The 22,417-nt window shown below is 48.5% G+C and carries 26 protein-coding genes; 15 read left to right on the top strand and 11 right to left on the bottom strand.

The window, feature by feature from the left end; translation table 11 throughout:
* Positions 1-21: 21 nt before the first annotated feature.
* The 4 genes from KNO92_RS00910 to KNO92_RS00895 are packed head-to-tail and all read left to right on the top strand — an operon-like array spanning position 22 to position 4,151.
* Positions 22-987: a carbohydrate ABC transporter permease gene (locus KNO92_RS00910; RefSeq protein WP_214694432.1), complete on the top strand. Its 966-nt coding sequence runs from the start codon at positions 22-24 to the stop codon at positions 985-987.
* Between the two features lie 12 nt (positions 988-999).
* Positions 1,000-1,824: a carbohydrate ABC transporter permease gene (locus KNO92_RS00905; RefSeq protein ID WP_214694430.1), complete on the top strand. Its 825-nt coding sequence runs from the start codon at positions 1,000-1,002 to the stop codon at positions 1,822-1,824.
* Positions 1,825-1,835: 11 nt separating this feature from the next.
* A complete protein-coding gene (pgmB, locus tag KNO92_RS00900) occupies positions 1,836-2,486 on the top strand; it encodes a beta-phosphoglucomutase (RefSeq protein WP_214694428.1) in 651 nt (216 codons plus the stop codon).
* 54 nt (positions 2,487-2,540) lie between these two features.
* Complete coding sequence (locus tag KNO92_RS00895) at positions 2,541-4,151, top strand: alpha-glucosidase (protein ID WP_214694426.1); 1,611 nt, start codon at positions 2,541-2,543, stop codon at positions 4,149-4,151.
* 7 nt (positions 4,152-4,158) lie between these two features.
* On the opposite strand, the gene KNO92_RS00890 is transcribed toward KNO92_RS00895, so the two are convergent.
* On the bottom strand, positions 4,159-4,302 hold the full coding sequence (locus tag KNO92_RS00890) for a hypothetical protein (protein ID WP_026825140.1): 144 nt from the start codon (positions 4,300-4,302) through the stop codon (positions 4,159-4,161).
* 88 nt (positions 4,303-4,390) lie between these two features.
* Positions 4,391-5,533: a sensor histidine kinase gene (locus KNO92_RS00885; protein WP_214694424.1), complete on the bottom strand. Its 1,143-nt coding sequence runs from the start codon at positions 5,531-5,533 to the stop codon at positions 4,391-4,393.
* Positions 5,534-5,732: 199 nt separating this feature from the next.
* Here KNO92_RS00885 and KNO92_RS00880 point away from each other — a divergent pair, with 199 nt between their 5' ends.
* Entirely contained in the window at positions 5,733-6,209 is a 477-nt protein-coding gene (locus KNO92_RS00880) for a DUF305 domain-containing protein (protein WP_214694422.1), read from the top strand.
* Positions 6,210-6,403: 194 nt separating this feature from the next.
* Positions 6,404-7,120, top strand: coding sequence for a peptidoglycan DD-metalloendopeptidase family protein (locus KNO92_RS00875; protein ID WP_214694420.1), 717 nt, complete (start codon positions 6,404-6,406; stop codon positions 7,118-7,120).
* A 46-nt stretch (positions 7,121-7,166) separates the two neighbouring features.
* Here the strand turns inward: KNO92_RS00875 and KNO92_RS00870 are convergent, their stop codons facing one another.
* Together KNO92_RS00870 and KNO92_RS00865 are read right to left on the bottom strand one after the other, a co-directional pair.
* Positions 7,167-7,328 carry a hypothetical protein gene (locus tag KNO92_RS00870; protein ID WP_214694419.1) on the bottom strand — a complete coding sequence of 54 codons (162 nt, stop codon included), beginning with the start codon at positions 7,326-7,328 and terminating at the stop codon, positions 7,167-7,169.
* A gap of 87 nt (positions 7,329-7,415) precedes the next feature.
* Positions 7,416-8,333, bottom strand: coding sequence for a TerC family protein (locus tag KNO92_RS00865; RefSeq protein ID WP_214694417.1), 918 nt, complete (start codon positions 8,331-8,333; stop codon positions 7,416-7,418).
* Positions 8,334-8,493: 160 nt separating this feature from the next.
* On the opposite strand from KNO92_RS00865, the gene KNO92_RS00860 reads away from it, so the two are divergent.
* Positions 8,494-9,351, top strand: a complete 858-nt coding sequence (locus KNO92_RS00860; protein ID WP_214694415.1) for an SDR family oxidoreductase — start codon at positions 8,494-8,496, stop codon at positions 9,349-9,351.
* 38 nt (positions 9,352-9,389) lie between these two features.
* Here KNO92_RS00860 and KNO92_RS00855 read toward each other — a convergent pair whose 3' ends face one another.
* From KNO92_RS00855 to KNO92_RS00835, 5 genes are all read right to left on the bottom strand, one after another.
* Positions 9,390-10,922, bottom strand: a complete 1,533-nt coding sequence (locus KNO92_RS00855; RefSeq protein WP_214759753.1) for a methyl-accepting chemotaxis protein — start codon at positions 10,920-10,922, stop codon at positions 9,390-9,392.
* Between the two features lie 129 nt (positions 10,923-11,051).
* The gene (locus KNO92_RS00850; protein ID WP_214694411.1) at positions 11,052-11,693 is read right to left on the bottom strand and encodes a TVP38/TMEM64 family protein; all 642 of its coding nucleotides are present in this window, start codon (positions 11,691-11,693) and stop codon (positions 11,052-11,054) included.
* Between the two features lie 78 nt (positions 11,694-11,771).
* Positions 11,772-12,203 carry a DUF1801 domain-containing protein gene (locus KNO92_RS00845; RefSeq protein ID WP_214694409.1) on the bottom strand — a complete coding sequence of 144 codons (432 nt, stop codon included), beginning with the start codon at positions 12,201-12,203 and terminating at the stop codon, positions 11,772-11,774.
* Positions 12,200-12,556 carry a DUF2200 domain-containing protein gene (locus KNO92_RS00840; RefSeq protein ID WP_214694407.1) on the bottom strand — a complete coding sequence of 119 codons (357 nt, stop codon included), beginning with the start codon at positions 12,554-12,556 and terminating at the stop codon, positions 12,200-12,202. Before KNO92_RS00840 ends, KNO92_RS00845 begins: the two co-directional genes overlap by 4 nt.
* 58 nt (positions 12,557-12,614) lie before the next feature.
* Positions 12,615-13,280 carry a haloacid dehalogenase type II gene (locus KNO92_RS00835; RefSeq protein ID WP_214694405.1) on the bottom strand — a complete coding sequence of 222 codons (666 nt, stop codon included), beginning with the start codon at positions 13,278-13,280 and terminating at the stop codon, positions 12,615-12,617.
* Between the two features lie 70 nt (positions 13,281-13,350).
* Here KNO92_RS00835 and KNO92_RS00830 point away from each other — a divergent pair, with 70 nt between their 5' ends.
* The 6 genes from KNO92_RS00830 to KNO92_RS00805 all read left to right on the top strand — a co-directional run bounded on the left by KNO92_RS00830 (position 13,351) and on the right by KNO92_RS00805 (position 18,596).
* Positions 13,351-13,944, top strand: a complete 594-nt coding sequence (locus KNO92_RS00830; protein ID WP_214694403.1) for an FMN-binding negative transcriptional regulator — start codon at positions 13,351-13,353, stop codon at positions 13,942-13,944.
* A 175-nt stretch (positions 13,945-14,119) separates the two neighbouring features.
* Positions 14,120-15,133, top strand: coding sequence for an iron-siderophore ABC transporter substrate-binding protein (locus KNO92_RS00825; RefSeq protein WP_214695118.1), 1,014 nt, complete (start codon positions 14,120-14,122; stop codon positions 15,131-15,133).
* Between the two features lie 20 nt (positions 15,134-15,153).
* Positions 15,154-16,155: a FecCD family ABC transporter permease gene (locus tag KNO92_RS00820; RefSeq protein WP_483297442.1), complete on the top strand. Its 1,002-nt coding sequence runs from the start codon at positions 15,154-15,156 to the stop codon at positions 16,153-16,155.
* Positions 16,152-17,183 carry a FecCD family ABC transporter permease gene (locus KNO92_RS00815; protein WP_214694400.1) on the top strand — a complete coding sequence of 344 codons (1,032 nt, stop codon included), beginning with the start codon at positions 16,152-16,154 and terminating at the stop codon, positions 17,181-17,183. Before KNO92_RS00820 ends, KNO92_RS00815 begins: the two co-directional genes overlap by 4 nt.
* Complete coding sequence (locus tag KNO92_RS00810) at positions 17,184-18,020, top strand: ABC transporter ATP-binding protein (RefSeq protein ID WP_214694398.1); 837 nt, start codon at positions 17,184-17,186, stop codon at positions 18,018-18,020. It begins immediately after the preceding gene.
* 177 nt (positions 18,021-18,197) lie between these two features.
* Positions 18,198-18,596, top strand: coding sequence for a cytidine deaminase (locus tag KNO92_RS00805; protein ID WP_074035820.1), 399 nt, complete (start codon positions 18,198-18,200; stop codon positions 18,594-18,596).
* Positions 18,597-18,628: 32 nt separating this feature from the next.
* On the opposite strand, the gene KNO92_RS00800 is transcribed toward KNO92_RS00805, so the two are convergent.
* Together KNO92_RS00800 and KNO92_RS00795 are read right to left on the bottom strand one after the other, a co-directional pair.
* On the bottom strand, positions 18,629-19,573 hold the full coding sequence (locus tag KNO92_RS00800) for a peptidoglycan DD-metalloendopeptidase family protein (RefSeq protein ID WP_214694396.1): 945 nt from the start codon (positions 19,571-19,573) through the stop codon (positions 18,629-18,631).
* A gap of 79 nt (positions 19,574-19,652) precedes the next feature.
* A complete protein-coding gene (locus KNO92_RS00795; RefSeq protein WP_214694394.1) occupies positions 19,653-20,543 on the bottom strand; it encodes a helix-turn-helix transcriptional regulator in 891 nt (296 codons plus the stop codon).
* Positions 20,544-20,618: 75 nt separating this feature from the next.
* On the opposite strand from KNO92_RS00795, the gene KNO92_RS00790 reads away from it, so the two are divergent.
* Positions 20,619-21,134 carry a dihydrofolate reductase family protein gene (locus tag KNO92_RS00790; protein ID WP_214694392.1) on the top strand — a complete coding sequence of 172 codons (516 nt, stop codon included), beginning with the start codon at positions 20,619-20,621 and terminating at the stop codon, positions 21,132-21,134.
* A gap of 155 nt (positions 21,135-21,289) precedes the next feature.
* Positions 21,290-22,360, top strand: a complete 1,071-nt coding sequence (locus tag KNO92_RS00785) for a GGDEF domain-containing protein (protein WP_214759751.1) — start codon at positions 21,290-21,292, stop codon at positions 22,358-22,360.
* Positions 22,361-22,417 lie beyond the last annotated feature (57 nt).

Raw genomic sequence — 22,417 nt, 5'->3', positions numbered from 1 at the left:
CGGGAAGGAAGGATCGATTATATGGGCACACAGCTCGAAATCAACCGGCGTACGGATGCAGCGTCACAGGCACCACCACCTAAAAAAAAGAAAGGTAGTGAACGTGATCGCCGTGAAGCTGTACAAGGCATGACATTTATGCTGCCGACAATCATCATTTTAGTGACGTTCACGTTGCTTCCGATTGCGTATTCACTTTTCTTATCATTTACACGCGTGAATTTGTTCGGCGGCATCGATTTCCAATGGGTTGGCTTTGAAAATTACATCAACGCATGGAACGATGATCGGGTCTGGACGGCTTTAAAAAATACGTTCCGTTATGCTCTTTTTGTTGTACCGATTCAAACGGCAATTGCACTTCTCATGGCGGCTGTCTTAAATTCCGGGATTCGTTTTCAAAATACATTCCGGACTATTTATTTCTTGCCGACGCTTACTTCAAGTTCAGCACTCACCATGATTTTCATGTTTTTGTTCAGTTTAAATGGACCAATCAACAATGTTCTCGTCAGTTTGGGATTGTTAGATGCACCAATCAACTTCATCAACGAGACCGATTTTGCCCTCACGACCATAATGGTCATGAATATTTGGTCTACTGTCCCATTCTTCATGACAATCTATTTAGCAGGGCTACAAGATATCCCGTCTTCGCTTTACGAGGCGGCTTCACTTGATGGGGCAAATGCGTGGCAAAAACTGATGAAAATTACAGTTCCCAACCTTACTCCTGTAACGAACTATGTCCTGTTGATGGGCATCATCGGTTGTTTCCAATTATTTGACCAAGCATATATCATCTCAGGTGGAACCGGTGGGCCGAACAACGCCACACTTACATTCTCGCTCATCATTTATCAGTATGCGTTTAAGACCATTGGAACGATGGGATATGCGTCAGCACTGGCAATTATTTTGACAATCATCATCTTCACGGTTTCGATGATTGCTCGTAAGTTGAATAAAGAAGAATCGAACTATTAAGGAGGAATGGATATGAAAAAGAAAAAATGGCCGCGTATTGTCATGTATGTCATCCTCGTCTCTTACGCGCTCGTCACACTGTATCCATTCCTATGGGCAGTGCTCGCATCGTTCAAACCGTATAGCGAGATTGTAGCTGGGGGGCTTACACTTTGGCCAGAGAATCCAACGCTCGCAAACTTTGAACATATCTTTACGGAAGATCCGCTTTTTCCACGTTGGATTATGAACTCCTTTTTAATTGCAACACTAGGAACCATTGTGAACGTCATTTTTAACACAATGGCTGGTTATTCGCTTGCACGTCTTCGGTTTCCGGGACGTAACTATTTATTCCTGTTGATCTTGGCTGTCATGATGGTACCGGGACAAATCTTGCTCATTCCGAACTACTTGATCATGCGTTCGCTTGGAATTCTCGACACATACTCTGCGTTGATCATTCCCGGAGCCATCAACTTCTCCTACATCTTCTTGATGAGACAGTTCTTTATCAACTTCCCACGCGAAGTAGAAGAAGCTGCACAAGTAGACGGACTAAATCGATTCCAAACGTTTTGGCGTATTGTCTTCCCAATGGCGCGTGCATCGGTTGCAACGCAGGCCGTCTTCGTGTTCCTCGGGTTCTGGAACGAGTTCTTAAAACCGCTCCTTTACATCACATCACCCGAAAAGTATACGCTTACGCTCGGGCTTCAGTCATTTCAAAGTCAGAATGCCACGCAGTGGAACTACATCATGGCGGCTTCTGTCGTCAGTATCATTCCAATCATCATTTTGTACATCATGCTGAATAAGTACTTCATGCAAGGTTTACGAATTGGTGGAGATAAATAAGGAGAATGAAAATGAAAGCTTTTATTTTTGATCTAGACGGTGTCATCACCGACAGTGCCGAATATCATTACTTAGCATGGAAAGAGCTCGGAGAAGATTTGGGGATTCCGTTTGATCGAGCATTCAATGAGACACTCAAAGGTGTGAGTCGAACTGAATCATTGGAACGAATCTTACGACTTGGCGGCCGTGAGAATGACTTTTCTGCTGAAGAGAAGGAGCTGCTTGCGACAAAGAAGAATGAACACTATGTATCACTTATTTCAAAAATTACGGCTGCAGATATCTTGCCAGGCATTGAAATGTTCTTGAAAGAGCTAAAAGAAGCAGGTTACAAAATCGGAATGGCGTCAGCATCGAAGAATGCTCAGATGGTGACGAGCCAACTTGGATTGCTTGAAGCGTTCGACCATATTGTTGATGCGGCAACTGTGATACATTCAAAACCACATCCTGAAGTATTTCTTAAAGCTGCTGAAGCGCTACGAGTCGATCCGAAAGAATGTGTCGGTATTGAGGATGCAGTTGCAGGAATCACGGCCATCCATGAGGCAGGTATGTTTGCCGTCGGAATTGGCGACCCACATGTCTTGACTGAGGCAGATGTTGTCTTCGAAGACACAACGCAACTCACACTAGAGAAGCTATTAGTTCGAATTTAAAAATGAAACCTCGAGTGTTTGCACTCGAGGCATTTTTAACGAGGGGGAGTTTGAATGAAACAGACTTGGTGGAAAGAGGCCGTCGTATATCAAGTGTATTGGCGAAGCTTTTTCGATACAGACGGAGATGGATATGGTGATTTAGAAGGTGTGCGTCAAAAGTTACCGTACATTAAAGAACTTGGGGCGGATGTTGTCTGGCTCAATCCGTTCTATGTGTCACCGGATAAGGACAATGGATATGACATTGCCGACTATTATGGTGTCATGGATCGAGCAGGAACGATGGCGGATTTTGAACGTTTGTTGACAGAGGCACACGCACTCGGTCTGAAAATCATTCTGGATCTTGTCGTTAACCATACTTCGAATCAACATCAGTGGTTCTTGGAATCAAAGAAGGGCAAAGACTCACCAAAGCGAGATTACTATATTTGGCATGATCCAGTGCAAGGAAAAGCGCCAAACAATTGGCGATCATATTTTGAGCCGTCTTGTTGGGAATGGGATAAGCACAGCGGTCAGTATTATTACCATTCATTCGCCGTCGAACAACCCGACCTCAATTGGGAGAATGAAGAATTGCGTCATGAAATCTATAAGATGATGCGGTTTTGGCTCGATAAAGGTATTGACGGATTTCGAATGGATGTCATCAATCTTCTCGCAAAGAGAAAAGACTTATCTGATGTCGAAGATCCATATAATTTGAGTTACTTAGCTAATAATCCCGGGATTCATGAGTACCTTCAAGAAATGCATGAGGAGGTACTGCGGCACTACGATTGCATGACGGTCGGTGAGATACCGTTCGTAACACCGAAAGAAGGCGCACTCTATGTAGACGAGGAACGTCATGAGCTAAATACGTTGTTTCATTTCCAAATCGCCGATGAGATGCCGACTTGGGATATGCTTCGCTTCAAAGAAATTCAGCGCGATTGGTATGAAGGGTTGAAAGGGAAAGGCTGGAACTCACAATTTTTAAACAATCACGACCACACGCGTCAGGTTACTCGATATGGGAATGATGGGGAACATCGTGTTGCATCGGCAAAGCTATTGGCAACCTTGACGCATACATTGCCCGGAATACCTTATATTTATCAAGGTGAAGAAATAGGAATGACTGGTGTCACGTTTGATTCGATTGAAGATTATCAAGATATAGCGATGAAAAACCGGTATGCAGAAGAAGTGAATAAAGGACGGAATGAAAATGACGTATTGACCAGCTTGCAACTATTAAGTCGAGATAACTCGCGGACGCCAATGCAGTGGAATAACAAAAAAGAAGCTGGATTTACACAAGGGGTACCTTGGATGAGTGTAAATAAAAATTACGTTGAGTTGAATGTAGAAATGGACTTGCAACGGGAAGATTCAGTGTTTCGTTACTATCAACGTTTGATTCAATTAAGGAAATCAAATGAAGCACTTGTGTATGGTGAGTTTAAAGACTTGCTTCCAAATGATGAAACGTTGCATGTATATGAGCGTTCTCTGAGAGAAGAACAATTTTTGATCATTCTCAATCATTCGGATGATTCTCACCCTATACCCGTATCGACAGCATGTTATAATCTCGTCTTACAAAATCTAGACAATGAGACCAATCAGTTGCGACCGTATGAAGCAAGAATCTATAAGAAGACCATCAAATAGGTGGTCTTCACGCTTTTTTCTTCGTGCCTCGAAACGCAAAAAACATGGCGATGCCGATACCAATCCCGAGCCACCAGTTATCGAGCGTGAGACCAAAAACGACGGCGAACACGACAGCGACCGGGATGGATAAGTATCCTCGTTGTTTCATCTTCATTTCCTCCTCTCTTCGTCACTTCTCTATTCCCAAAATTGAATCGTGTTACATCACGAAATGAAAAAACGTCCGATTGAACGAATCAGTCGGACGTGATTGTAAAGAATGTTCGTGGCAAGGGGCATGTGTGCCGGGTATGAAGCTCAATCGTGAACGTCGTACCCTCTCCGTATGTGGAGTCTGCATGGATACCCCAACCGTGGGCTTCAGCGATTCGTTTGCAAATCCGTAGACCAAGCCCCGTACCTTTGATGGATTGATGAGCGAGGGAGTCGACACGATAGTATTCATCAAATACATACGGAAGTGCATCTTCTGGAATGCCGATGCCAGTATCAGATACAGACAACACCACCGTACCGTCACATTCCTCGACTTGTGTATGGACGGTCCCACCATCGGGAGAATATTTGATGGCATTGCCGATCAAGTTATGGAGCAATTGCCGTAACTTTTCTTCGTCTGCTTGAATCCAGACGTCATTTGTCTCAAACGTCACTGTATGAAGTGGCGAAGTCGTTTGATAACTCGCCATGACGTCCGCTAATAGGGGGCGAAGCGCGAATGTCGTCACGGTCAATTGTTCGGCCGTATAGCTTTCTTTTTGGTAGTCCAAAAAATTATCGACGAGGCGCTCGAGCCGTTCCGATTCTTGTTTCACTTGTTCCAACATGTGATAAGACTTCTCCGAACCTTCATGTCGCGCCATCAACAATTCGGTATAGCCATGGATTGCGGTCAAAGGGGTACGGAAGTCATGAGACAACTCAGCAAGAAATGTATCTTTTCGTTCTTCGAAGCGAACGGCTTCCGTTTGGTCACGCCACATGATGAAGACGCCCCGGGGTGTCCGGGTGAAATTGAAGATCAGGTGCAGCGTCCGGTCATCGAATTGAATACGTCGTGACGTCATGCTTGGCCATTTCTCTGTCTCGCACTCAAGCAGTTCTTGAATCAAATGGGTGACTTGCGCCATGTCGGCACCATGTTCTTCGAACGTCGTATAGAGAAAGCGAGTCAATGCTTCCATCGAGGCGAACGATTGAGTCGTCATCGAAGGGCACCAGTGATGAAGGAGATGATTCGTATAGAGACGGTGTTTCGAGAAATCGATATAACACATCGCATCCTGCACTTCTTCCACGACGGAAGCGATGGAGAACGTATGGCGTTCCTGTTTTTGACGAGCGGAGCGTTTCTGCCTAACCCTATGGAATCGGCGCATTGACATACCTCCTCGCAAACATTTGTACATTCATTCACAACAAGTATACGACATTCGAGAAGGAATCCATATACGGGCAATAGTCCTATCAGAAACGGACTGAAATTGGGACGGAAATTAGTCGGGGATTTGGAGAATGTTTTATCGGATAGAAAGTAGGATAGTATTTCTACATGCATAACGAGAAAGGGTGAACGAGATGAAATCGTACGGTAAATTTGGAATCATGATCGCAGTCTCTACATTCATTATGTATTGGCTCATGTATTTGAACGTCTTTCAAATCAATCATATTTTCTTTAGTCAAACCAGGTTGTATATGGCACTCATCATGGGATCGGTCATGGCATTCGTCATGCTTCTCTTCATGTGGGGAATGTATAAGAATAAAACTCTTAACTTTATCATCCTAGGGGTCAGTGCCCTCGTCTTCAGTGCCTCGCTCTGGCTCGTGCGTAGTCAGACGACGGTCGATGACGTTAGTTGGATGAAGGCGATGATCCCGCACCACTCGATCGCGATCTTGACGAGTGAGCGCGCCGAAATTGAAGACCCGCGCGTCAAAGAGCTGTCGGAAGAGATCATCAAAGCGCAACGCCGTGAAATCGAAGAGATGAAGCAATTGATTAAAGATTTAGAGGATGAAGAAGAGAACGCAGAAGAGAATCAAGAGTAACAGACATACACAGCCGAGTGGCTGTGTATGTTTTTTGCATTTAGGAAAAATGAGGGAAGTAAGTTAGAATTTGTTTTCCTTTATTTGAAATATAAATGACATATTTGTCGGTTCGTTTTGGTGGTAAAATTTTTTCATCAAGATAATATAAAAATTAAAAATTTAAATACATAATTGAAAGGATTTACCATAACATGAAACGAAAGATGCTCTCCCTCCTCTGTGCCGTCTTGCTCACCATCGGAATCTTCACCCCAGCCGGTACGCCTGCTGAAGCGGCGACCACGTATTATGTCAAAGTCACGACCAACAGTTTAAACGTCCGTTCGGGCCCGAGTACGACGTATGCGATCGTCGGCAGCGCCAAGTTGGGTCAATCGTTTAAATATCTCGGCGTGAGTGGGGGATGGACGAAAATCAACTTCAACGGCACAGCTCGTTACGTATCGAGTACATATGTGAAAAAGTATAGTGTGACGACACTCTCGACGACGTCGACAGCGAAGATGGTCATCCCGACAAAGGGGACATTGACGCAAAAATATGGTCCGGCGAGCGGGCAATACGGTTACACGTTCCATAACGGCATCGACTTGGCGGCACCGAGAGGGACACCGGTCATTGCTGCCGCGTCTGGACAAGTCATCGTCGCCCGGAATTACGGGGCGTACGGGAATCACATCATGATGACCCATCAGTTGAACGGGCAAACATACATCACGGTGTACGCACACCTCGACCGCCTCAATGTCGTCAAAGGACAGACGGTCACAAAAGGAGCTACGATCGGAGCTGTCGGAAATACTGGCAACTCGTTCGGAAACCATCTCCATTTCGAAGTACATCGGAACAGCTATGTGTATAGCAGTTCATCGCCAGCAAATAGTATCAATCCGTATACGATGTTTTAACGCAAAAGCACGCGCTCCCCAATCAATGGGAGCGCGTGCTTTTTGGTTAGTGGATCGTTGTTCGTTTGTTTCGTCCGAGTTGGTTTGCAGCGATGAGGCTGACACCAAGGACGACACCGAACACCAATCCGAATAAGGTATTGAAGAGTAACATGAGGATGATCCCGAAGACGAGACCGATACTCATGAGGCCAATCCGATCAAACATAATGAATCCCCTTTTCTGTAGTTGTGCACCTCAATGATTACCCGATTTTCAAAGAAAGAACACCGACGAAATGGACCGATTGATTCATTATACGTGTTTGGACGAACTAGGTTTCGTTTTGTAGAAACTATAGAGCACGCTAATCAAGATGACGAGAACAATCGTCCCGAGCGACATCCAAATCGGCATCTTGTATACATCGCCAAAGATCATTTTCGCCCCGATAAAGACGAGCATGAAACTGAGACCGTGTTTCAAATAGTAGAAACGATCGATCAAGTTGGCAAGGACGAAGTAGAGACTACGGAGTCCGAGAATCGCCATGATGTTGGCATAGAAGATAATATACGGGTCACGCGAATACGCAAAGCTCGCGGCGACCGAGTCGACGGCGAAGACAATATCCGACAATTCGATAAAGATGAGCGCGATGAAGAGCGGTGTGAAGAACAACTTCCCGTTGATCCGTTTCGTGAACTTCCCAGATGAAATGTCTTGCGTGATCGGAAGGCGTCGCTCAAGCCAACGAATCGTCTTATTCTCTTCAAGCGACTCGTCTTTCCCGATGTTCTTGTACATCATCCAACCTGTATAGACGAGGAACGCTCCGAACACGTAATACACCCAACCGAAGTTTTCTAACAGTGATACACCAGCGACGATGAAGACAGCGCGGAAGAAAATGGCTCCGAGAATCCCCCAGAACAACACTTTGTGCTGATACTTGAGCGGGATGGCGAAGTAGGCAAAGACAAGTGAGAAGACGAAGACGTTATCGATGGCGAGTGCCTTCTCGATGAAGTACACGCTCGCATATTCCGTTGCCGCCGTACTACCTTGCGTGTAGAACAACCAGCCCCCGAACACGAGGGCAATCCCGATCCAGACAAACGTCCATGTCCACGCCTCGCGGAGCGAGACTTCGTGTGCCTTGCGGTGGAACACCCCGAGGTCAAGTGCGAGCATGAAGATGATGATGAGTAAAAACCCGATGAGTAGGGTCAACAACAATTCCTCCTTTTTGAGTTCGAGTGAACTTCTATATTGTTAATATAGGTTCATATGAACTTAAAGTCAAATGTTATTTTTGTTGGCATGTGCCGTTACGTTAATTGCGTGAACAGAACGGGAATATGGTCTGAAGCATGAGAAAGGGGATGACCGTATGAAGTATTTAGTCACCGGGGCAACCGGTAAATTAGGGTCGAAAATTGTAGAGGAGTTACTCAAATCCATCGATGCGAGTGAGCTCGCGGTTAGCGTGCGCAATCCAGAGAAAGCAGCATCGCTGAAAGAACGTGGGGTTGATGTACGTCATGGAGATTTCGATCAGCCGGACACACTCGATGAAGCGTTTAAAGGTGTCGAGCGTCTGTTGATCATCTCGGCAGATGGCGATAACGACACGCGGATTCGTCAACATACGAACGCGGTCGAGGCGGCAAAACGGGCTGGGGTCTCCTTCATCGCCTACACGAGTCTCGCCGATGCGACAGACAGTGAGAACTTGATGGCACCTCCACACGTCGTCACAGAAGAAGCGATTGTGGAATCGGGAATTCCATATGCGTTTTTGCGGAACAACTGGTACTTAGAGAACGAATTACCGAGCATGCAGGCAGTCGTTGACGGGGCACCGTGGATCACGGCGGCTCGGGACGGAAAAGTCGGCTGGGCGCTTCAACAAGACTATGCGGAAGCAGCGGCGAACGTCCTGTTGAAAGAACAGCAAGAGAGTGCGGTATATGAATTGTCAGGACCGCTCCATACGCAAAAAGATCTAGTCGATGCACTCAGTGAGGTATTAGGACGTGACGTCATGATGCAAGAGCTGAATCTCGAGGCATATGAAGAGACGATGCGCGGGGCAGGGATGCCTGATGACGTGGTCGCACTTCTCGCTGGCATTCAGCGTAGCATCCGTCAAGGAACGCTCGAGATTCATGAGAGCGACTTTGAACCGGTTCTCGGACGTCCGGTCACACCGCTCGTTGAAGGAATTCGTCAATTGCTTGATCGATAAAAAGCATGCCCCCGACCAACCGGTCGGGGGCATTTGTGTTAGGCGCGTGATGCGTGATCTTCGAGTTGAGTCGTCACATCTTCGAGTGCGTTCGCCGTGACGGCGAGACGGTCCGACATGGAACTGAGTTCTTTTTGGACGGCGACCTGTTCTTCTGTTGCGGCGGCCACGTGGTGAATCTGTTGTTGCAGTTCACTTGAAGCATGTTTCGTCGATTCGAGGCGTGTCTCGAGCGTCTCCATCTGCGTCGTCACGAGTTGTCGCGTCTCTTGGATCGAGGCGATTTGTGCATCGATTTCCGATACGTCTTCCGTGAGACGACCGAAGACAGCCGTCACGTCGTTTGTGACCGTTTGGCAGTTTTCAGTCGCTTGTTTGAAGAGGTGAGCCGACTTCGAGACGACCGTCGTATCTTCCATCAATCCACCGAGGACGCGTGTCATTTCCGATGCGTATTCTCGGGACTGAACGGCAAGCTTCCCGACTTCAGAGGCGACGACGGCGAATCCGCGACCGGCCTCTCCGGCACGGGCCGCTTCAATCGATGCGTTCAAGGCGAGCATATTCGTCTGTTCACTGATCGAGCCGACTTGCTGCAAGATGCCCTGGATTTCAGACGAACGATTCGTCATCGTTGCGACAATTTGCTCAAGTTGCTCGGATTCCGTGATGATTTCATGCACTTTTTCTTCCATGAGACGCATATCCGTATTCCCGGAGAGAGCGTCTTTGGCGATACGGGACGAAGCCGCTGCCGTCTGCGCCATTCGTTCTTGGATGAGTGCGGTCAGCGAACGGATCGATTGAATCTCATCCGCACCTTGTACCATCGAAGCTTGTTGAGACGAAGCGTGCGCGACAATCGGGTCGACTGTGATGGCGATTTGTTCCCCAGATTCGAGCGACTGATTCGCAGCCGATTCGAGTTCCTCCGCATGACTATTCAAGGACTGAACGAGGGAACTGACGTCTTGAATCGCTTGTCGCAATAACTGTCGTGTCTCCTGTTCGTGCGCCTCGACACGTTCCGTCTCCTTGTTGCGGAAATGGATCTGGGCGACGAGTACGGCACTGAGCAAAATCAAGTACACGGCGTGGACGAGCAATAAGCTGAACGGATAATCGCTCGTTCCACAAATGAGCGCAGGGAATAAAAAATACCCTGCTAAATGCTGTACCGCAAAGATGCCGGTACTGTACAAAATCAAGTCGATGCGACGCATGAACGACAGGATGGCCAAAACGACAAAGATGGAGAAGTGATACTCAACGAGTCCTTGTCCACCTGCGACCGTCGAGATACTCGCGAAGGTGAGTGTCAGCATCATCCAATACGGGAACATCTTGCTTTCTCGCTTCAGGCTGACGAGCATCATCCCGAGGAAGACGAGTGGGAGTGCGAAGAGCACCCATGTCACACTCGAGTACACATAGCCATCCGCGCCGTTTCGTAAAATCGTATACGTGTAGGCAAATTCCGTAAAACGGTGAAGCAAATGGACGACAACCGACGTCAATACAATCAATAACGTCGTCAACAACATCAACTGATTTCTTTTCATCAAACTCATGTTTCTTTCCTCACATTCTCGTATTCATTTGTTGTGGCTCTATACATATCGGACGAAGTTCATTGATGTTTATACGAATTACACATTGAGCGCACAAAAAAAGAGCATGAAGCTCTCTTTCATGATTTTTCAATTTAAGCCAAGCCATTTCTTGACGGGCTCACGGAAGATATATGTGATGACAATCAATCCGACGAAGACGAGTGCGGCGATGAAGATCGTCGTGACGCTACCTGACGCGAGGCTCGCCCCGAGGAAACTGTAGGCGAACGTCCCTGGAATCATACCGAGCACGGTCGCCGGGACGAACGCACGGAAACGGACGCGAGAAATCCCTCCGGCGTAACTGAGCAAGTCGAAACTGACGAGCGGGATGAGCCGAAGGACAAAGACGTATAAAAACCCGCGACGCTCCATTTGGGTGAACAGTTTCTCTGACCACGGATAGCGGTCGACGTTGATGACCGAGCGGCCGAAAAAGCGTCCCATGACGTAACCGGTCGTCGCAGCAGCGGTCGCACCGATGATGATATAGAGCACCCCTGGCCATACGCCGAACGCGAGACCGGCTCCAAGTGACAGCACGGAAGTCGGTAAAAATGCGACCGGACCGATGGCATAAAGGAATATAAAGAATAACGGTCCCCAAAATCCAAACGACAAGACGATGTCCCTGATGTCGGACGGACGCAACTCATAGTGGAAATGAGTGATATAGAACAACGTGCCAAACACGAGTAAGAACAAAGTGATTTTCAGCCAGCGTGGCATGAGGCGTCCCTCCTTTTTTCTAAGCATACCGTATACTCGGTTCACAAAAGAAAACGAATGTGCGAAAAAACCGAAGCGTTAGCCTCGGTTTCCTTCATAGCGCTGAATCCATTCATCGACAGTCATCTTCTCGACGAGTTCCCCGACCAAATCAAACGGGATCCGTTTCACGTTATTGAAGCGAATACAGCTTTTCCCCATATCGAGTTTCGTCGGGACGCGTTTCGCATACTCTTGTTCAAACCAAGCGAGCAACTCAGGGTCGGCGTAAATGCCCATATGATAGAGTCCGACATGGCGCTTTTGCGCGATCACGCTGACAAAGGGAAGAGGTGTACCCGGTGTGACGTGATAACCGGACGGATATCGCTCGAGCGGGACGACGTAATGGACGCCATGTCCGTCCGTCGTCTTTTCAAAGCCTTCTGGTAGATGCTCATCGATGACCTCAATTAGATGAATGAAGGAATCGAGCCGTGCTTCGTCCACGAGTGTCGTCACGTCCATCATGATTCGCCTCCCCGTAGAATCTTCTCCATTTTCTTACCCTTCGCCAACTCATCGATGAGTTTATCCAAGTAGCGAATCTCGCGCATGAGCGGCTCCTCGACGTTCTCGACACGGACCCCACAGACGACGCCTTTGATAAGGGCGCGATTTTCATTCAGGCGAGGTGCTGAAGCGAAGAATGTGTCAAAATCAACCTGATCCTCAATTTGACGTTCGAGTTCGGTCTCGTCATAACCCGTCAACCATTCGATGATCATGTCGACTTCTTCTTTCGTCCGTCCTTTCCGTTCAGCTTTCGCAACGTAATGTGGATAGACGCTTGCAAAGCTTGTCGTGTAAATACGATGTGCCATCTGTCTCCCTCGTTTCGGTTATGTTTTTTCTATTTTCTCATATTTCGACCGAAGCAGGTTAGACCCATTCCATAATTCCGTTCAACTCTTTATAAATCGCATCCGGTTCCACATCGAACGCTTCAAACGGCAAGTCGTTCCGATTGATCCAGGCCGCATGGAAGCCGAAGTTTTTCGCCCCGGCGATGTCCCATCCGTTCGACGATAAGAAGAGTACCTCGTCACGACGAAGGCCGGACGTCTTGAACCAATGCATATAGGCGGCTGGTGTTGGTTTCGGTTGTTTGATCCCGTCGACGCTGACGATTTCATCGAAATAATCGGCAAGACCGGCGTTACGGAGCAGTGCCTCGAGCATCTCGTCCGTCCCGTTCGAGAGGATGACGGTCTTCACGTCATGCAGCTCTTTCAGGACCGATTCGACCTCCTCATATGGGGTCAGGTGCGCATACGATTCAATGAGACGTTGTTCGATGTCGTCTGTGGATGTTGCGTCATGGACGGCTAACGCATAACGGAGAGCGTCACGGGTCACCGACTCGAAATCTTCGTAGCGTCCCATCATGTGGCGCCAAAAGAAATACTCGAGTTGTTTCGTCCGCCATACTTGGCTGATGGCTGCTCCTTTTTCAGGGAACTCTTGTTCACAGGCGTCCTTCACCGAATGGACGTCGAATAAGGTGCCATATACGTCAAAGACGATCGCTTTGATTGTTGGTTTCATAAAAACATTCCTCCTTCTGTGTCGTTATACCCGTCTTGTTCAGAATATAATAGGGGAAAGGGGGTTCGACATGTATATCCAAAACCGTTATTCCGTGAAAGACGAAGCTGACATCTTTGCTTTTTTGCATGCCCATCCGTTCGGCACCATCGTGACGCATGACGGGGACAAACCAATTGCGACGCACATCCCGTTACGATTCGATGAGGCGAATGGACAACTGACGACACATATTGCGAAAGCGAATCCACAGTGGCGAACGATTGAAGATCAAACCGTTCTCGTCATCTTCCAAGGACCAGACGCCTACGTATCGGCGTCATGGTACGGTCATGAAGACGTCTCGACATGGAACTATCAAGCCGTACACGTGTATGGACGTGCGACGATTCTCAACGAGGACGAATTAGTGGAGGAACTTGCAGGCATGCTTCATGAGCACGAAGGGGAGCGTGAGCATGCGGTACGTTGGGAAACGTTATCGGAACCGGTGAAGCGACAGATGCATGGCGTCGTCGGGTTTCGGATTGACATCACCGACATCCAGGCGACGTTCAAGTTAAGTCAAAACCGAAGCGACACGGATCATGAACGAATCGTATCCGAGCTTGAAAAACAAGATAAACCGATCGCAGACGTCATGCGACGGCATCGAAAGTCCTAAGCAACCTGTCCTAAAACGGCAGGTTTTTTTATATTTCTTTGCCGAATAGCGGTTGACATGACTTAGGAGCAGGTCTATACTCATAACTGATAATGATTATCAGTATCGACAAAATACAGAGAAGTTCGAAAAGGAGAAAAATCACGTGAACAACACATTCAAGAAATGGTTACATATGTTCATCTTTGTATCGGCATTTGCACTCATCTTAGCCGGTTGTGGTTCGGAAGAAGCTGAGAACGCTTCCACGAATGAAGGGATGGAAGAATCGGCAGAAGGTTACCCGATCACAATCGAGCACGCATTCGGTGAAACGGTCATCGAAGAGAAACCAGAACGTATCGCAACGATTTCATGGGGAAACCATGACGTCGCACTTGCCCTCGATGTCGTACCGGTCGGATTCTCGGCTGCGAACTACGGTGTCCAAGACGACAGCGGTATGCTTCCATGGACAGCAGAGAAGTTGAAAGCACTCGGAGAAGAAAATCCGAACATCTATCAAGACACGGATGGATTAGACTTTGAAGCAATCGCGGATTCAAACCCGGACGTCATCTTGGCGGCCTACTCAGGCATTACGCAAGAAGATTACGACACACTCAGCCAAATCGCGCCGGTCGTGGCGTACCAAGAAACACCTTGGGTCACGTCATGGCAAGACATGGTTCGCTATGACTCACTCGCAATGGGACTCGGTGAAGAAGGCGAACAGCTAATCAAAGACACGGAGCAGTTGATCACCGACAAAGCGACAGCCGTTCCTGAGATTGCTGGAAAGAAAGCCGCATTCGTCTCGATGAGCGCGGAAGACCTTTCAAAATTCTATATCTATACGACGGGTGACCCACGTGGTGCCTTCATCGAAGAACTCGGGATGGAGTATCCACAAAACATTGTCGACGAAGCAGAGAAGACAGATAGCTTCTATCTTGAACTCAGTAAAGAGAACGCTGATATCTTGAACGACGTTGACATCTTCGTCACTTACGGAAATGAAGACACGTTAAAGGCGCTCCAAGCAGACCCACTCTACAGTAAAGTACCAGCCATCGAACGCGGATCGGTCGTCTTGATCGAAGATAACACGCCACTCGCAGCGGCAGGTACACCGACACCGCTCTCGATTGAATATACGATCGATGAGTACGTCTCACGCGTATCGGACGCGCTCGCGAAAGTAAAATGATGCAACATCAGGTGAAGCAGATGCATACCCCGAAGTACTTCCCGCTCCTGTTAATCGGGACGCTCGTACTGGCGGTGGTATGTATTCTGGCATCCCTTGCCTTCGGCTCACGGACAGTCGGGTGGAATGAACTGCTGGACGGTTTATTCCGTCCGGCTGTTCAGTCGTATGAAGCGGACATCGTCCGGGAGCGGGTCATCCGGACAATCTTCAGTTTCATGTGCGGGGCAGCGCTCGGTGTGGCGGGGGCACTCATGCAGTCGGTGACGCGTAACCCAATCGCCGACCCGAGTATTCTCGGAGTCAACACGGGAGCAGCGCTTGCTGTCGTCATCGGAATCGCGTTTTTCAACATCTCGACAGCGAGTGCGTTCATCTGGTTCGCGCTCGTCGGAGCGTTGTTGACAGCCATCTTTGTCTTTGGCATCGGTTCGCTCGGTCGAGGTGGGGCGACCCCGCTCAAACTCGTCTTGGCGGGAGCAGCGACGAGTGCGGCGTTGTCATCCCTCGTCATGGCCCTCATGATCCCGCGGTCAAACGTCATGGATCAGTTCCGCTTCTGGCAAGTCGGGAGCGTTGGGGCAGGAAACATCGATTCCATCTATACGTTTTTACCGTTCTTATTGATTGGTCTCGTGATTGCAGTCGTGACCGCACCTTCTTTGAACGCACTCGCACTCGGAGAAGAGATGGCGAAGAGTCTTGGGGTTCGAACGGGTACGTTGAAGCTGACTGCCTCGTTTGCTGGCGTGATCCTGTGTGGGGCGGCGACGGCGCTTGCCGGCCCGATTGGCTTCATCGGTTTACTCGCCCCGCACTTGATTCGGCTCGTGCTCGGTCCAGACCAGCGTTATCTCATGCCGATGTCTGCCCTTGCCGGTGCCATCATCCTGACCTTCTCAGACGTCATCGGACGTTTGCTCGGAAGTCCGGGGGAGCTTGAGGTCGGGATTGTGACGGCGTTTATCGGGGCGCCGATCTTGATTCTATTGACGATGAAAGTGAAAGTACGAGGATTATGATGCAACCAGCGATTGAACAAATCAGACAAGGACGCATGAAGCGCCGCCGTCGCTACGTCGGGATGACGCTTCTCTTGACCGTCATCGCGCTCACGCTGAGCGGCTTGATGCTTATGCTAGGTAATACGATTTATCCCGTTCAGGACGTGATTCGCGTCTTGCTCGGAGAAGATGTGAAAGGGGCAACGTTTGCTGTTGAGGTCCTTCGTTTACCACGCATGCTCGCCGGTGTCTTCGCCGGGGCGGCGTTTGGTGCCGCGGGAACAATCTTCCAGACGATGCTTCGTAACCCGCTCGCCAACCCGAACGTCATCGGCATCACGACCGGTTCGAGTGCGGCGGCCGTCTTCTGTATCGTCGTCCTCCAGTCGAGCGAGGCCATTATCTCGATTGCCTCGATTATCGGGGGACTCGTGACCGTGCTCGTCATCTATTTCTTATCCAAAGGGGCCGCCTTTTCCATCGGACGCCTCGTCTTGGTCGGGATTGGCATCCAGGCGATGCTCACGGCGGTCATCAATTACTTACTGCTCATCAGCCGACAAAATGATGTCGCGATGGCTATGAGGTGGTTGACAGGAAGCCTAAATGGGGCGAAGCTAGAAGAGTTGCCGCCTTTAATCATCACGGTACTCATCTGTTTACCGATCGTACTGTTACTCACCCGTCAGCTCGAGATGCTCGAGCTCGGTGAAATGGCGGCGACAGGGCTAGGAATCAATACGAACCAAACCCGATTACTTCTCATCGTTGCCGCGGTGTTCATGCTCGCTCTCGCGACAGCGACGACGGGACCAATTGCCTTCATCGCCTTTTTGGCGGGACCGATTGCCAAACGCCTCGTCGGGACGAGTCACGCCGGGATTTTGCCGGCAGCGCTTGTCGGGATCATCTTAGTACTCGCGGCCGACCTCGTCGGACAATTCGCCTTCACGGCACGCTATCCGGTCGGTGTCATCACCGGCATCATCGGCGCGCCTTATCTATTATACTTGTTGATTCGGATGAACCAGAAAGGGGACTTCTAAATGGCATCCATTATGAAAGTGGAACATCTCACCTCAGGATACGAGGACAAGATGATTTTGAACGATATCAGTCTTGAAATTCCGAGCAATCAAATTAGCATCATCATCGGTGCGAACGGTTGCGGGAAGTCGACGCTACTGAAGACGATGGCACGCCTCATCAAGCCGAGTGCCGGTCAAGTGACGCTTTATGATAAGCCGATCTCGAAGATGGCACCGAAAAAGCTAGCGCGTGTCCTCGGGATGTTGCCACAGTCCCCAGTCGTACCGGAAGGAATCACGGTCGCCGATCTCGTCGGTCGCGGTCGTTATCCGCATCAATCGTTCTTGAAGGGATGGACGAAAGCCGACTATGAGGCTGTCGCCGAGGCGATGGAGATGATGAACATCACGGAGTTTGCGGACCGTCCCATCGATGAGTTGTCAGGTGGACAGCGCCAACGCGTCTGGATCGCGATGGCACTTGCCCAACAGACAGACGTCCTCTTTTTAGATGAACCGACGACGTATCTGGATATCACATATCAGGTCGAGATTCTCGACTTGTTGACGGACTTGAACCGGAAGTACGGGACGACGATTGTCATGGTGCTGCACGATATCAACTTGTCAGCACGTTATGCGGACTATATCTTCGCACTCGATAAAGGGAAGTTGATTGCGGAAGGGAAGCCGTCGGACGTCATCACGTGTGATTTGATTCATCGGGTCTTTAATCTTCGCTGTTCGGTCATGTGTGACCCGGTATCCGGTTCCCCGTCTGTCATTCCGATTGGTCGCCATCATGTGCAGACAGAAACGGAAGAATCGCCTGTCGCACAGTTAGAGTTAGTATAAAAGTGAATCGGAAGGGAGAAGGAGCGGGAGTTCCTTCTTTTTTGTTTCCTTATGAAAGCGTTCTAAAAAAGTCGTTGACTTCTCCAAAGGGCGGGTGTATGCTATAAATCCTGCCCAAAAATGAGAGGCATGGGGACTGGCATCAGTTCATTCGATATTCGAGAGGAATGACTTAAGATGAACCAACAACAATTAGTCGAGCGCGCACGCCAATTGAAGGACAATGCGTATTCACCATATTCGAAGTTCCGCGTAGGTGCGGCACTTCTCATGAAGGACGGCACGGTCATCGACGGCGTCAACGTCGAGAACGTCTCGTTCGGAGCAACGAACTGTGCAGAGCGCACAGCGATCTTCACAGCGGTAGCACAAGGATACAAAAAAGGTGACTTCGAAGCGGTTGCCGTGTCTGGGGACACGGAAGACTTCTTGCCACCTTGCAGCATCTGTCGCCAGGTCATGGTCGAGTTCGGCGATCCTGACTTCAAAGTACTCCTGACAAACGGCAACGCCGATGTGAAAGAAGTGACGCTTGGGGAACTCGTTCCGCTCGCGTTCACAGATTTGGATATGTGATCACGGACCCCTCAGATTTCTGAGGGGTTTTCTTATCTGAAAAAGTGAAAGAATAATCTCGGAATGGCCTGAATAATATAAAAGAGCAGTTCTGAGAAATCGAGGCCTGCGAGCCCATTTGACCAACTGTCCTCTTCGCGGGAAGTGACCACTTTTCCACGCACCGGTCGCTGTCGACCTTTCCATCGAATCGGGAGGGCGGTCGCGGTGTCCACAGTCGGGTGATTCATGACACGCGTATGCAAGCGTGGCTCTACTGTGTTGCCGGAGCGTCCGCAGCGGGCAATCACCTTTTTGGTCTTCACTTGGTCTCCAACTTTGACAATAATCGAACCGCTCTCTAAGTGGGCGAGAAGCGTGTATTCATCATGTTTATGTTGAATGATGACGTGATTTCCGAGTGGATGATCAGGATTTGGTTCATCTGGTAGCCCATCGACGACCTGATAAACTGTACCATCGAGTGGTGACAGAACTTGTTCTCCGAACGCATACGATCCATTCATCCCAACTTTTCTGCGATTGTAAGATTGCTGATCTTTTGTTTTCAAAAAGTCATAGCCTTCACGTTTCTTTCGAATCGGTTCATGAAGATACATCCCGATGTTCGTCCCTTCTGAGACGACGAACCACTGCTCTTTGAATGGAAGGTGGTATTTGTTTTTTGTGAAAGGATTGGTCTCTTTTGAAGAGGATGTGACCGTCATCTGAATGGATTCAATCTGATTCACGCGATTGAATTGAACGGACAATAACTTTTCTTTTCGGAAATCCGACCATAATACATACCGACTCCCGTTCAACACCATTTCATTGAGCAGACGATAGCGCCGAATTCCATGATGAAACGAAGACGCTTCGTGATGAAACATGTCCATGGAATAATGAGATTTGCACGAATCGGACATTTGATGATAAATGTCATCGAACTGTCCGTCTTTGAATAAGTGGATGAACTTTTTGTTCTCGTGATGCATGTGCATACCGCCTTTGTCGATTGTTGGTCTTGTATACGCATAAAAATTCATAAATGTTTCGTGGCACTTACTCAGAAACTTACATATATCTTTGTATCAATTGTTCCGCATGCTCTCTCATCATCTCCCGCAACGCACTCGGCGCCTTCACCTCCACTTCGGCTCCAGCCTTCAACAATTGCCTCGACAAAAATGGAAGATCTTCTTCGGGTACGCGCCATTCATTCTTTTCTTCGATATCGGGTAATACATCTTCAAGTAAACGACGACCGAGTGACGTCAGCTCGAGTTGAACGGTCACACCGATTCGTTCATCACTTTCCTGAAGCGAGGTCACCAAATCCTCGGATTCAAACGGTTCCTCGAGCAACTTGACCGCTTCCACTCGATCAATCCGATATTGCCGGAATCCGAGATCGGAGAGCCCGAAGACGTACCACTTCAAGTCAAGAAGTGCCATGCCGACCGGGGCGACGATGAACGTACGTGGTCCTTTCGTCGTTCGATACGTCATCTCGATCTTGTTCTTGCGCTCGATCGCCTGATAGATGTCTTTTGTGAACGGGGCTTTTGGAATCTGTTTATTCCCAAGCCACAAAATGTTTCGTTCCAATCGACGAATCTTCGTATCCAAGTCTTGCGGCAACTCGTTCACATACCAGTCGGACAGCGTATGTCGTATATCACCAAATGGGACGTCCGGGATGTGTTCCATCCATTTGAGCGTAAGGTAAAGCGCGACAGCCTCTTCTTCACGGAGGTGAAGGGGTGGTAACAAGCGGTTCGGTAGCATCTCATAGCCGCCACCGATCCCAGGCACACTCCAAATCGGATAACCCAGTTCTTCGAGCGACAGCATATCTCGTTGAATCGTCCGGATGGAAGCGCCTGTCTCTTGAGCCAGTTCTTCAGCGGTGACACGTCGCCCTCGATTGAGCAGCCGAATCAGTTGCAAGTGCCGTTTTTTCATAGCTATCATTCCCGTCATCTTTTGTCGTATTTATTGAGTAAGCTTAATATATCACGAATCAAGGAGGAAGATACGATGCCGAAAGTAGTGTTGTATATTGCGATGAGCTTAGATGGGAAGATTGCCCGGTCGAACGACCAACTCGATTGGTTGTTCGCCGTGGAAGGGGACGGGGACAACGGATACGCTGAATTTTTCAAGACCGTTGGTGCCGTCATCATGGGAAGAAAGACGTATGAGGAAGTATTGCAACTATCGGAAGAGTATCCATATCCAAACATACCGAACTATATTTTGACGCGTCAGCCCGACCGTGAAGCCGAGCACGTTACGTTTACGGATGAACCAATCGAAGAACTGATTCACCGATTGAAAGAGGAAGTTGATCAAGATGTCTGGCTCATCGGTGGCGGGGAAGTCATCAAATCAGCGATGGAACATGACTTGATTGACCGGTATGAGATTGCGATTGCCCCGGTTGTGTTAGGTGAAGGGATCCCTCTCTTCCCAGAAGGAACAAAAGAGACGAAACTTCGACTGACAAGTCAACGCGCATCCGGTCAATTTGTGATGGTGACATATGAACGATAAGTGAGGATCGAGTCCATAAAGGGCTCGATTTTTGTGAAAAAAGGAAAAATATTCATTTTGTAGAAAGTTTTACACTTTGATACGTTAGCTGATGATGGAAATTGGATATATGTAGAGAGTAGAAGTAACATGACAAATGTGAAGGGGTCCAACTAATGTTCATGAGTCTAATCGCCAATTCGTGTATTTCTTTTACTGGCATCTATTTCATCTCAAAGATCATGAACTATCATACGAGACATGTACACATTCAGAAACTCCTCATCGGTGTGTTATCAGGCTGTTTCGGGATTTTTCTAATCACGCAAAGCGTTCAATTTGAGAATACCGTAAAAATTGATTTTCGGTTTCTCGTTCTCCTTTTACTCGGATTTTACCGTCTGGTCTCACCGTTATTCATCGCAGCCACCATCATGTCGATTCACCGATTCAGCTATGGCATCGACTTTTACTCGATTCTGGCGTGCGTTGCCCTCTTTACGATGGTCATTGGTATGATTCTGACATACCGGATTGTTTGGCTACAGAAATGGCTGTTCCAATTTGGTCTTACGTTGAACGTATGGATATGTTTGGTCGCAGCCATGGGGATTCTTGTCGGGGGAGGCTTTACAGAAAATGCTGTAGATGTCGCGTTGTTGGTTACGATGATCAGCTTCCCGATTGGATTGTTGATCACCATGTTGAATATTGATCTGTACCTCATCCATCACCGTGTGAGAGAGTATAAAATCTCGGCGGAGACTGACCATTTGACGGGTCTCGCCAATCGTCGGGCATGGGAGATGCAGATGAAAAAGTTCAAAGTGCAATATGCGACATGTAATGTCTTGCTTTTGGACATCGATCACTTCAAACAGATCAACGATCAATATGGCCACGCGAACGGGGATGAGGTGTTGAAGCAGTTTGCGGAACTGTTGCACCGAGAGACGCGAAATCAGGACATTAAAGCGCGGATCGGGGGAGAAGAGTTCGGCATCTTGATTCCGATGCTCTCCCAAACCGAGGTGGTCAACGTGGCGGAACGGATTCGAAATAGTATCTCCAAACATGAGTTCAAGCTACTCGATGACGAGCGGATTCATCTATCCGTTTCGATTGGGATTGCGAACGGCAAGAGCGAGCACCTTCGTGAGATGATTCGCCTGGCAGATGAATGCTTGTATGAGGCAAAAAATAGTGGCAGAAACCGTACACACGTGACAGAAAGTGTCGTCGGATAGACAAGGCGTATCGGAATCCCGATGCGCTGTTTTCATGTGAAAAACTGTAGACCACGA

Origin of the sequence: Exiguobacterium sp. s129, from assembly GCF_018617585.1 — a bacterium.
In the GTDB taxonomy this organism is placed as follows: Bacteria; Bacillota; Bacilli; order Exiguobacteriales; family Exiguobacteriaceae; genus Exiguobacterium; species Exiguobacterium aestuarii_A.
Note: the sequence above shows the minus strand (reverse complement) of the source record. Positions and strands in the feature narration are given on the sequence as shown.

Excerpts from the sequence above, each read along its gene's own strand:
- KNO92_RS00785 (WP_214759751.1), top strand. The coding sequence starts at position 21,290 with ATGTTCATGAGTCTAATCGCCAATTCGTGTATTTCTTTTACTGGCATC.
- KNO92_RS00790 (WP_214694392.1), top strand. The coding sequence starts at position 20,619 with ATGCCGAAAGTAGTGTTGTATATTGCGATGAGCTTAGATGGGAAGATT.
- KNO92_RS00815 (WP_214694400.1), top strand. The coding sequence starts at position 16,152 with ATGATGCAACCAGCGATTGAACAAATCAGACAAGGACGCATGAAGCGC.
- KNO92_RS00800 (WP_214694396.1), bottom strand. The coding sequence starts at position 19,573 with ATGCATCACGAGAACAAAAAGTTCATCCACTTATTCAAAGACGGACAG.
- KNO92_RS00825 (WP_214695118.1), top strand. The coding sequence starts at position 14,120 with ATGTTCATCTTTGTATCGGCATTTGCACTCATCTTAGCCGGTTGTGGT.
- KNO92_RS00805 (WP_074035820.1), top strand. The coding sequence starts at position 18,198 with ATGAACCAACAACAATTAGTCGAGCGCGCACGCCAATTGAAGGACAAT.
- KNO92_RS00855 (WP_214759753.1), bottom strand. The coding sequence starts at position 10,922 with ATGAGTTTGATGAAAAGAAATCAGTTGATGTTGTTGACGACGTTATTG.
- KNO92_RS00910 (WP_214694432.1), top strand. The coding sequence starts at position 22 with ATGGGCACACAGCTCGAAATCAACCGGCGTACGGATGCAGCGTCACAG.
- KNO92_RS00905 (WP_214694430.1), top strand. The coding sequence starts at position 1,000 with ATGAAAAAGAAAAAATGGCCGCGTATTGTCATGTATGTCATCCTCGTC.
- KNO92_RS00880 (WP_214694422.1), top strand. The coding sequence starts at position 5,733 with ATGAAATCGTACGGTAAATTTGGAATCATGATCGCAGTCTCTACATTC.
- KNO92_RS00850 (WP_214694411.1), bottom strand. The coding sequence starts at position 11,693 with ATGCCACGCTGGCTGAAAATCACTTTGTTCTTACTCGTGTTTGGCACG.
- KNO92_RS00830 (WP_214694403.1), top strand. The coding sequence starts at position 13,351 with ATGTATATCCAAAACCGTTATTCCGTGAAAGACGAAGCTGACATCTTT.
- KNO92_RS00845 (WP_214694409.1), bottom strand. The coding sequence starts at position 12,203 with ATGATGGACGTGACGACACTCGTGGACGAAGCACGGCTCGATTCCTTC.
- KNO92_RS00890 (WP_026825140.1), bottom strand. The coding sequence starts at position 4,302 with ATGAAACAACGAGGATACTTATCCATCCCGGTCGCTGTCGTGTTCGCC.
- KNO92_RS00820 (WP_483297442.1), top strand. The coding sequence starts at position 15,154 with ATGCATACCCCGAAGTACTTCCCGCTCCTGTTAATCGGGACGCTCGTA.
- KNO92_RS00875 (WP_214694420.1), top strand. The coding sequence starts at position 6,404 with ATGAAACGAAAGATGCTCTCCCTCCTCTGTGCCGTCTTGCTCACCATC.
- KNO92_RS00810 (WP_214694398.1), top strand. The coding sequence starts at position 17,184 with ATGGCATCCATTATGAAAGTGGAACATCTCACCTCAGGATACGAGGAC.
- KNO92_RS00870 (WP_214694419.1), bottom strand. The coding sequence starts at position 7,328 with ATGTTTGATCGGATTGGCCTCATGAGTATCGGTCTCGTCTTCGGGATC.
- KNO92_RS00860 (WP_214694415.1), top strand. The coding sequence starts at position 8,494 with ATGAAGTATTTAGTCACCGGGGCAACCGGTAAATTAGGGTCGAAAATT.
- KNO92_RS00835 (WP_214694405.1), bottom strand. The coding sequence starts at position 13,280 with ATGAAACCAACAATCAAAGCGATCGTCTTTGACGTATATGGCACCTTA.
- KNO92_RS00895 (WP_214694426.1), top strand. The coding sequence starts at position 2,541 with ATGAAACAGACTTGGTGGAAAGAGGCCGTCGTATATCAAGTGTATTGG.
- pgmB (WP_214694428.1), top strand. The coding sequence starts at position 1,836 with ATGAAAGCTTTTATTTTTGATCTAGACGGTGTCATCACCGACAGTGCC.
- KNO92_RS00885 (WP_214694424.1), bottom strand. The coding sequence starts at position 5,533 with ATGCGCCGATTCCATAGGGTTAGGCAGAAACGCTCCGCTCGTCAAAAA.
- KNO92_RS00840 (WP_214694407.1), bottom strand. The coding sequence starts at position 12,556 with ATGGCACATCGTATTTACACGACAAGCTTTGCAAGCGTCTATCCACAT.
- KNO92_RS00795 (WP_214694394.1), bottom strand. The coding sequence starts at position 20,543 with ATGAAAAAACGGCACTTGCAACTGATTCGGCTGCTCAATCGAGGGCGA.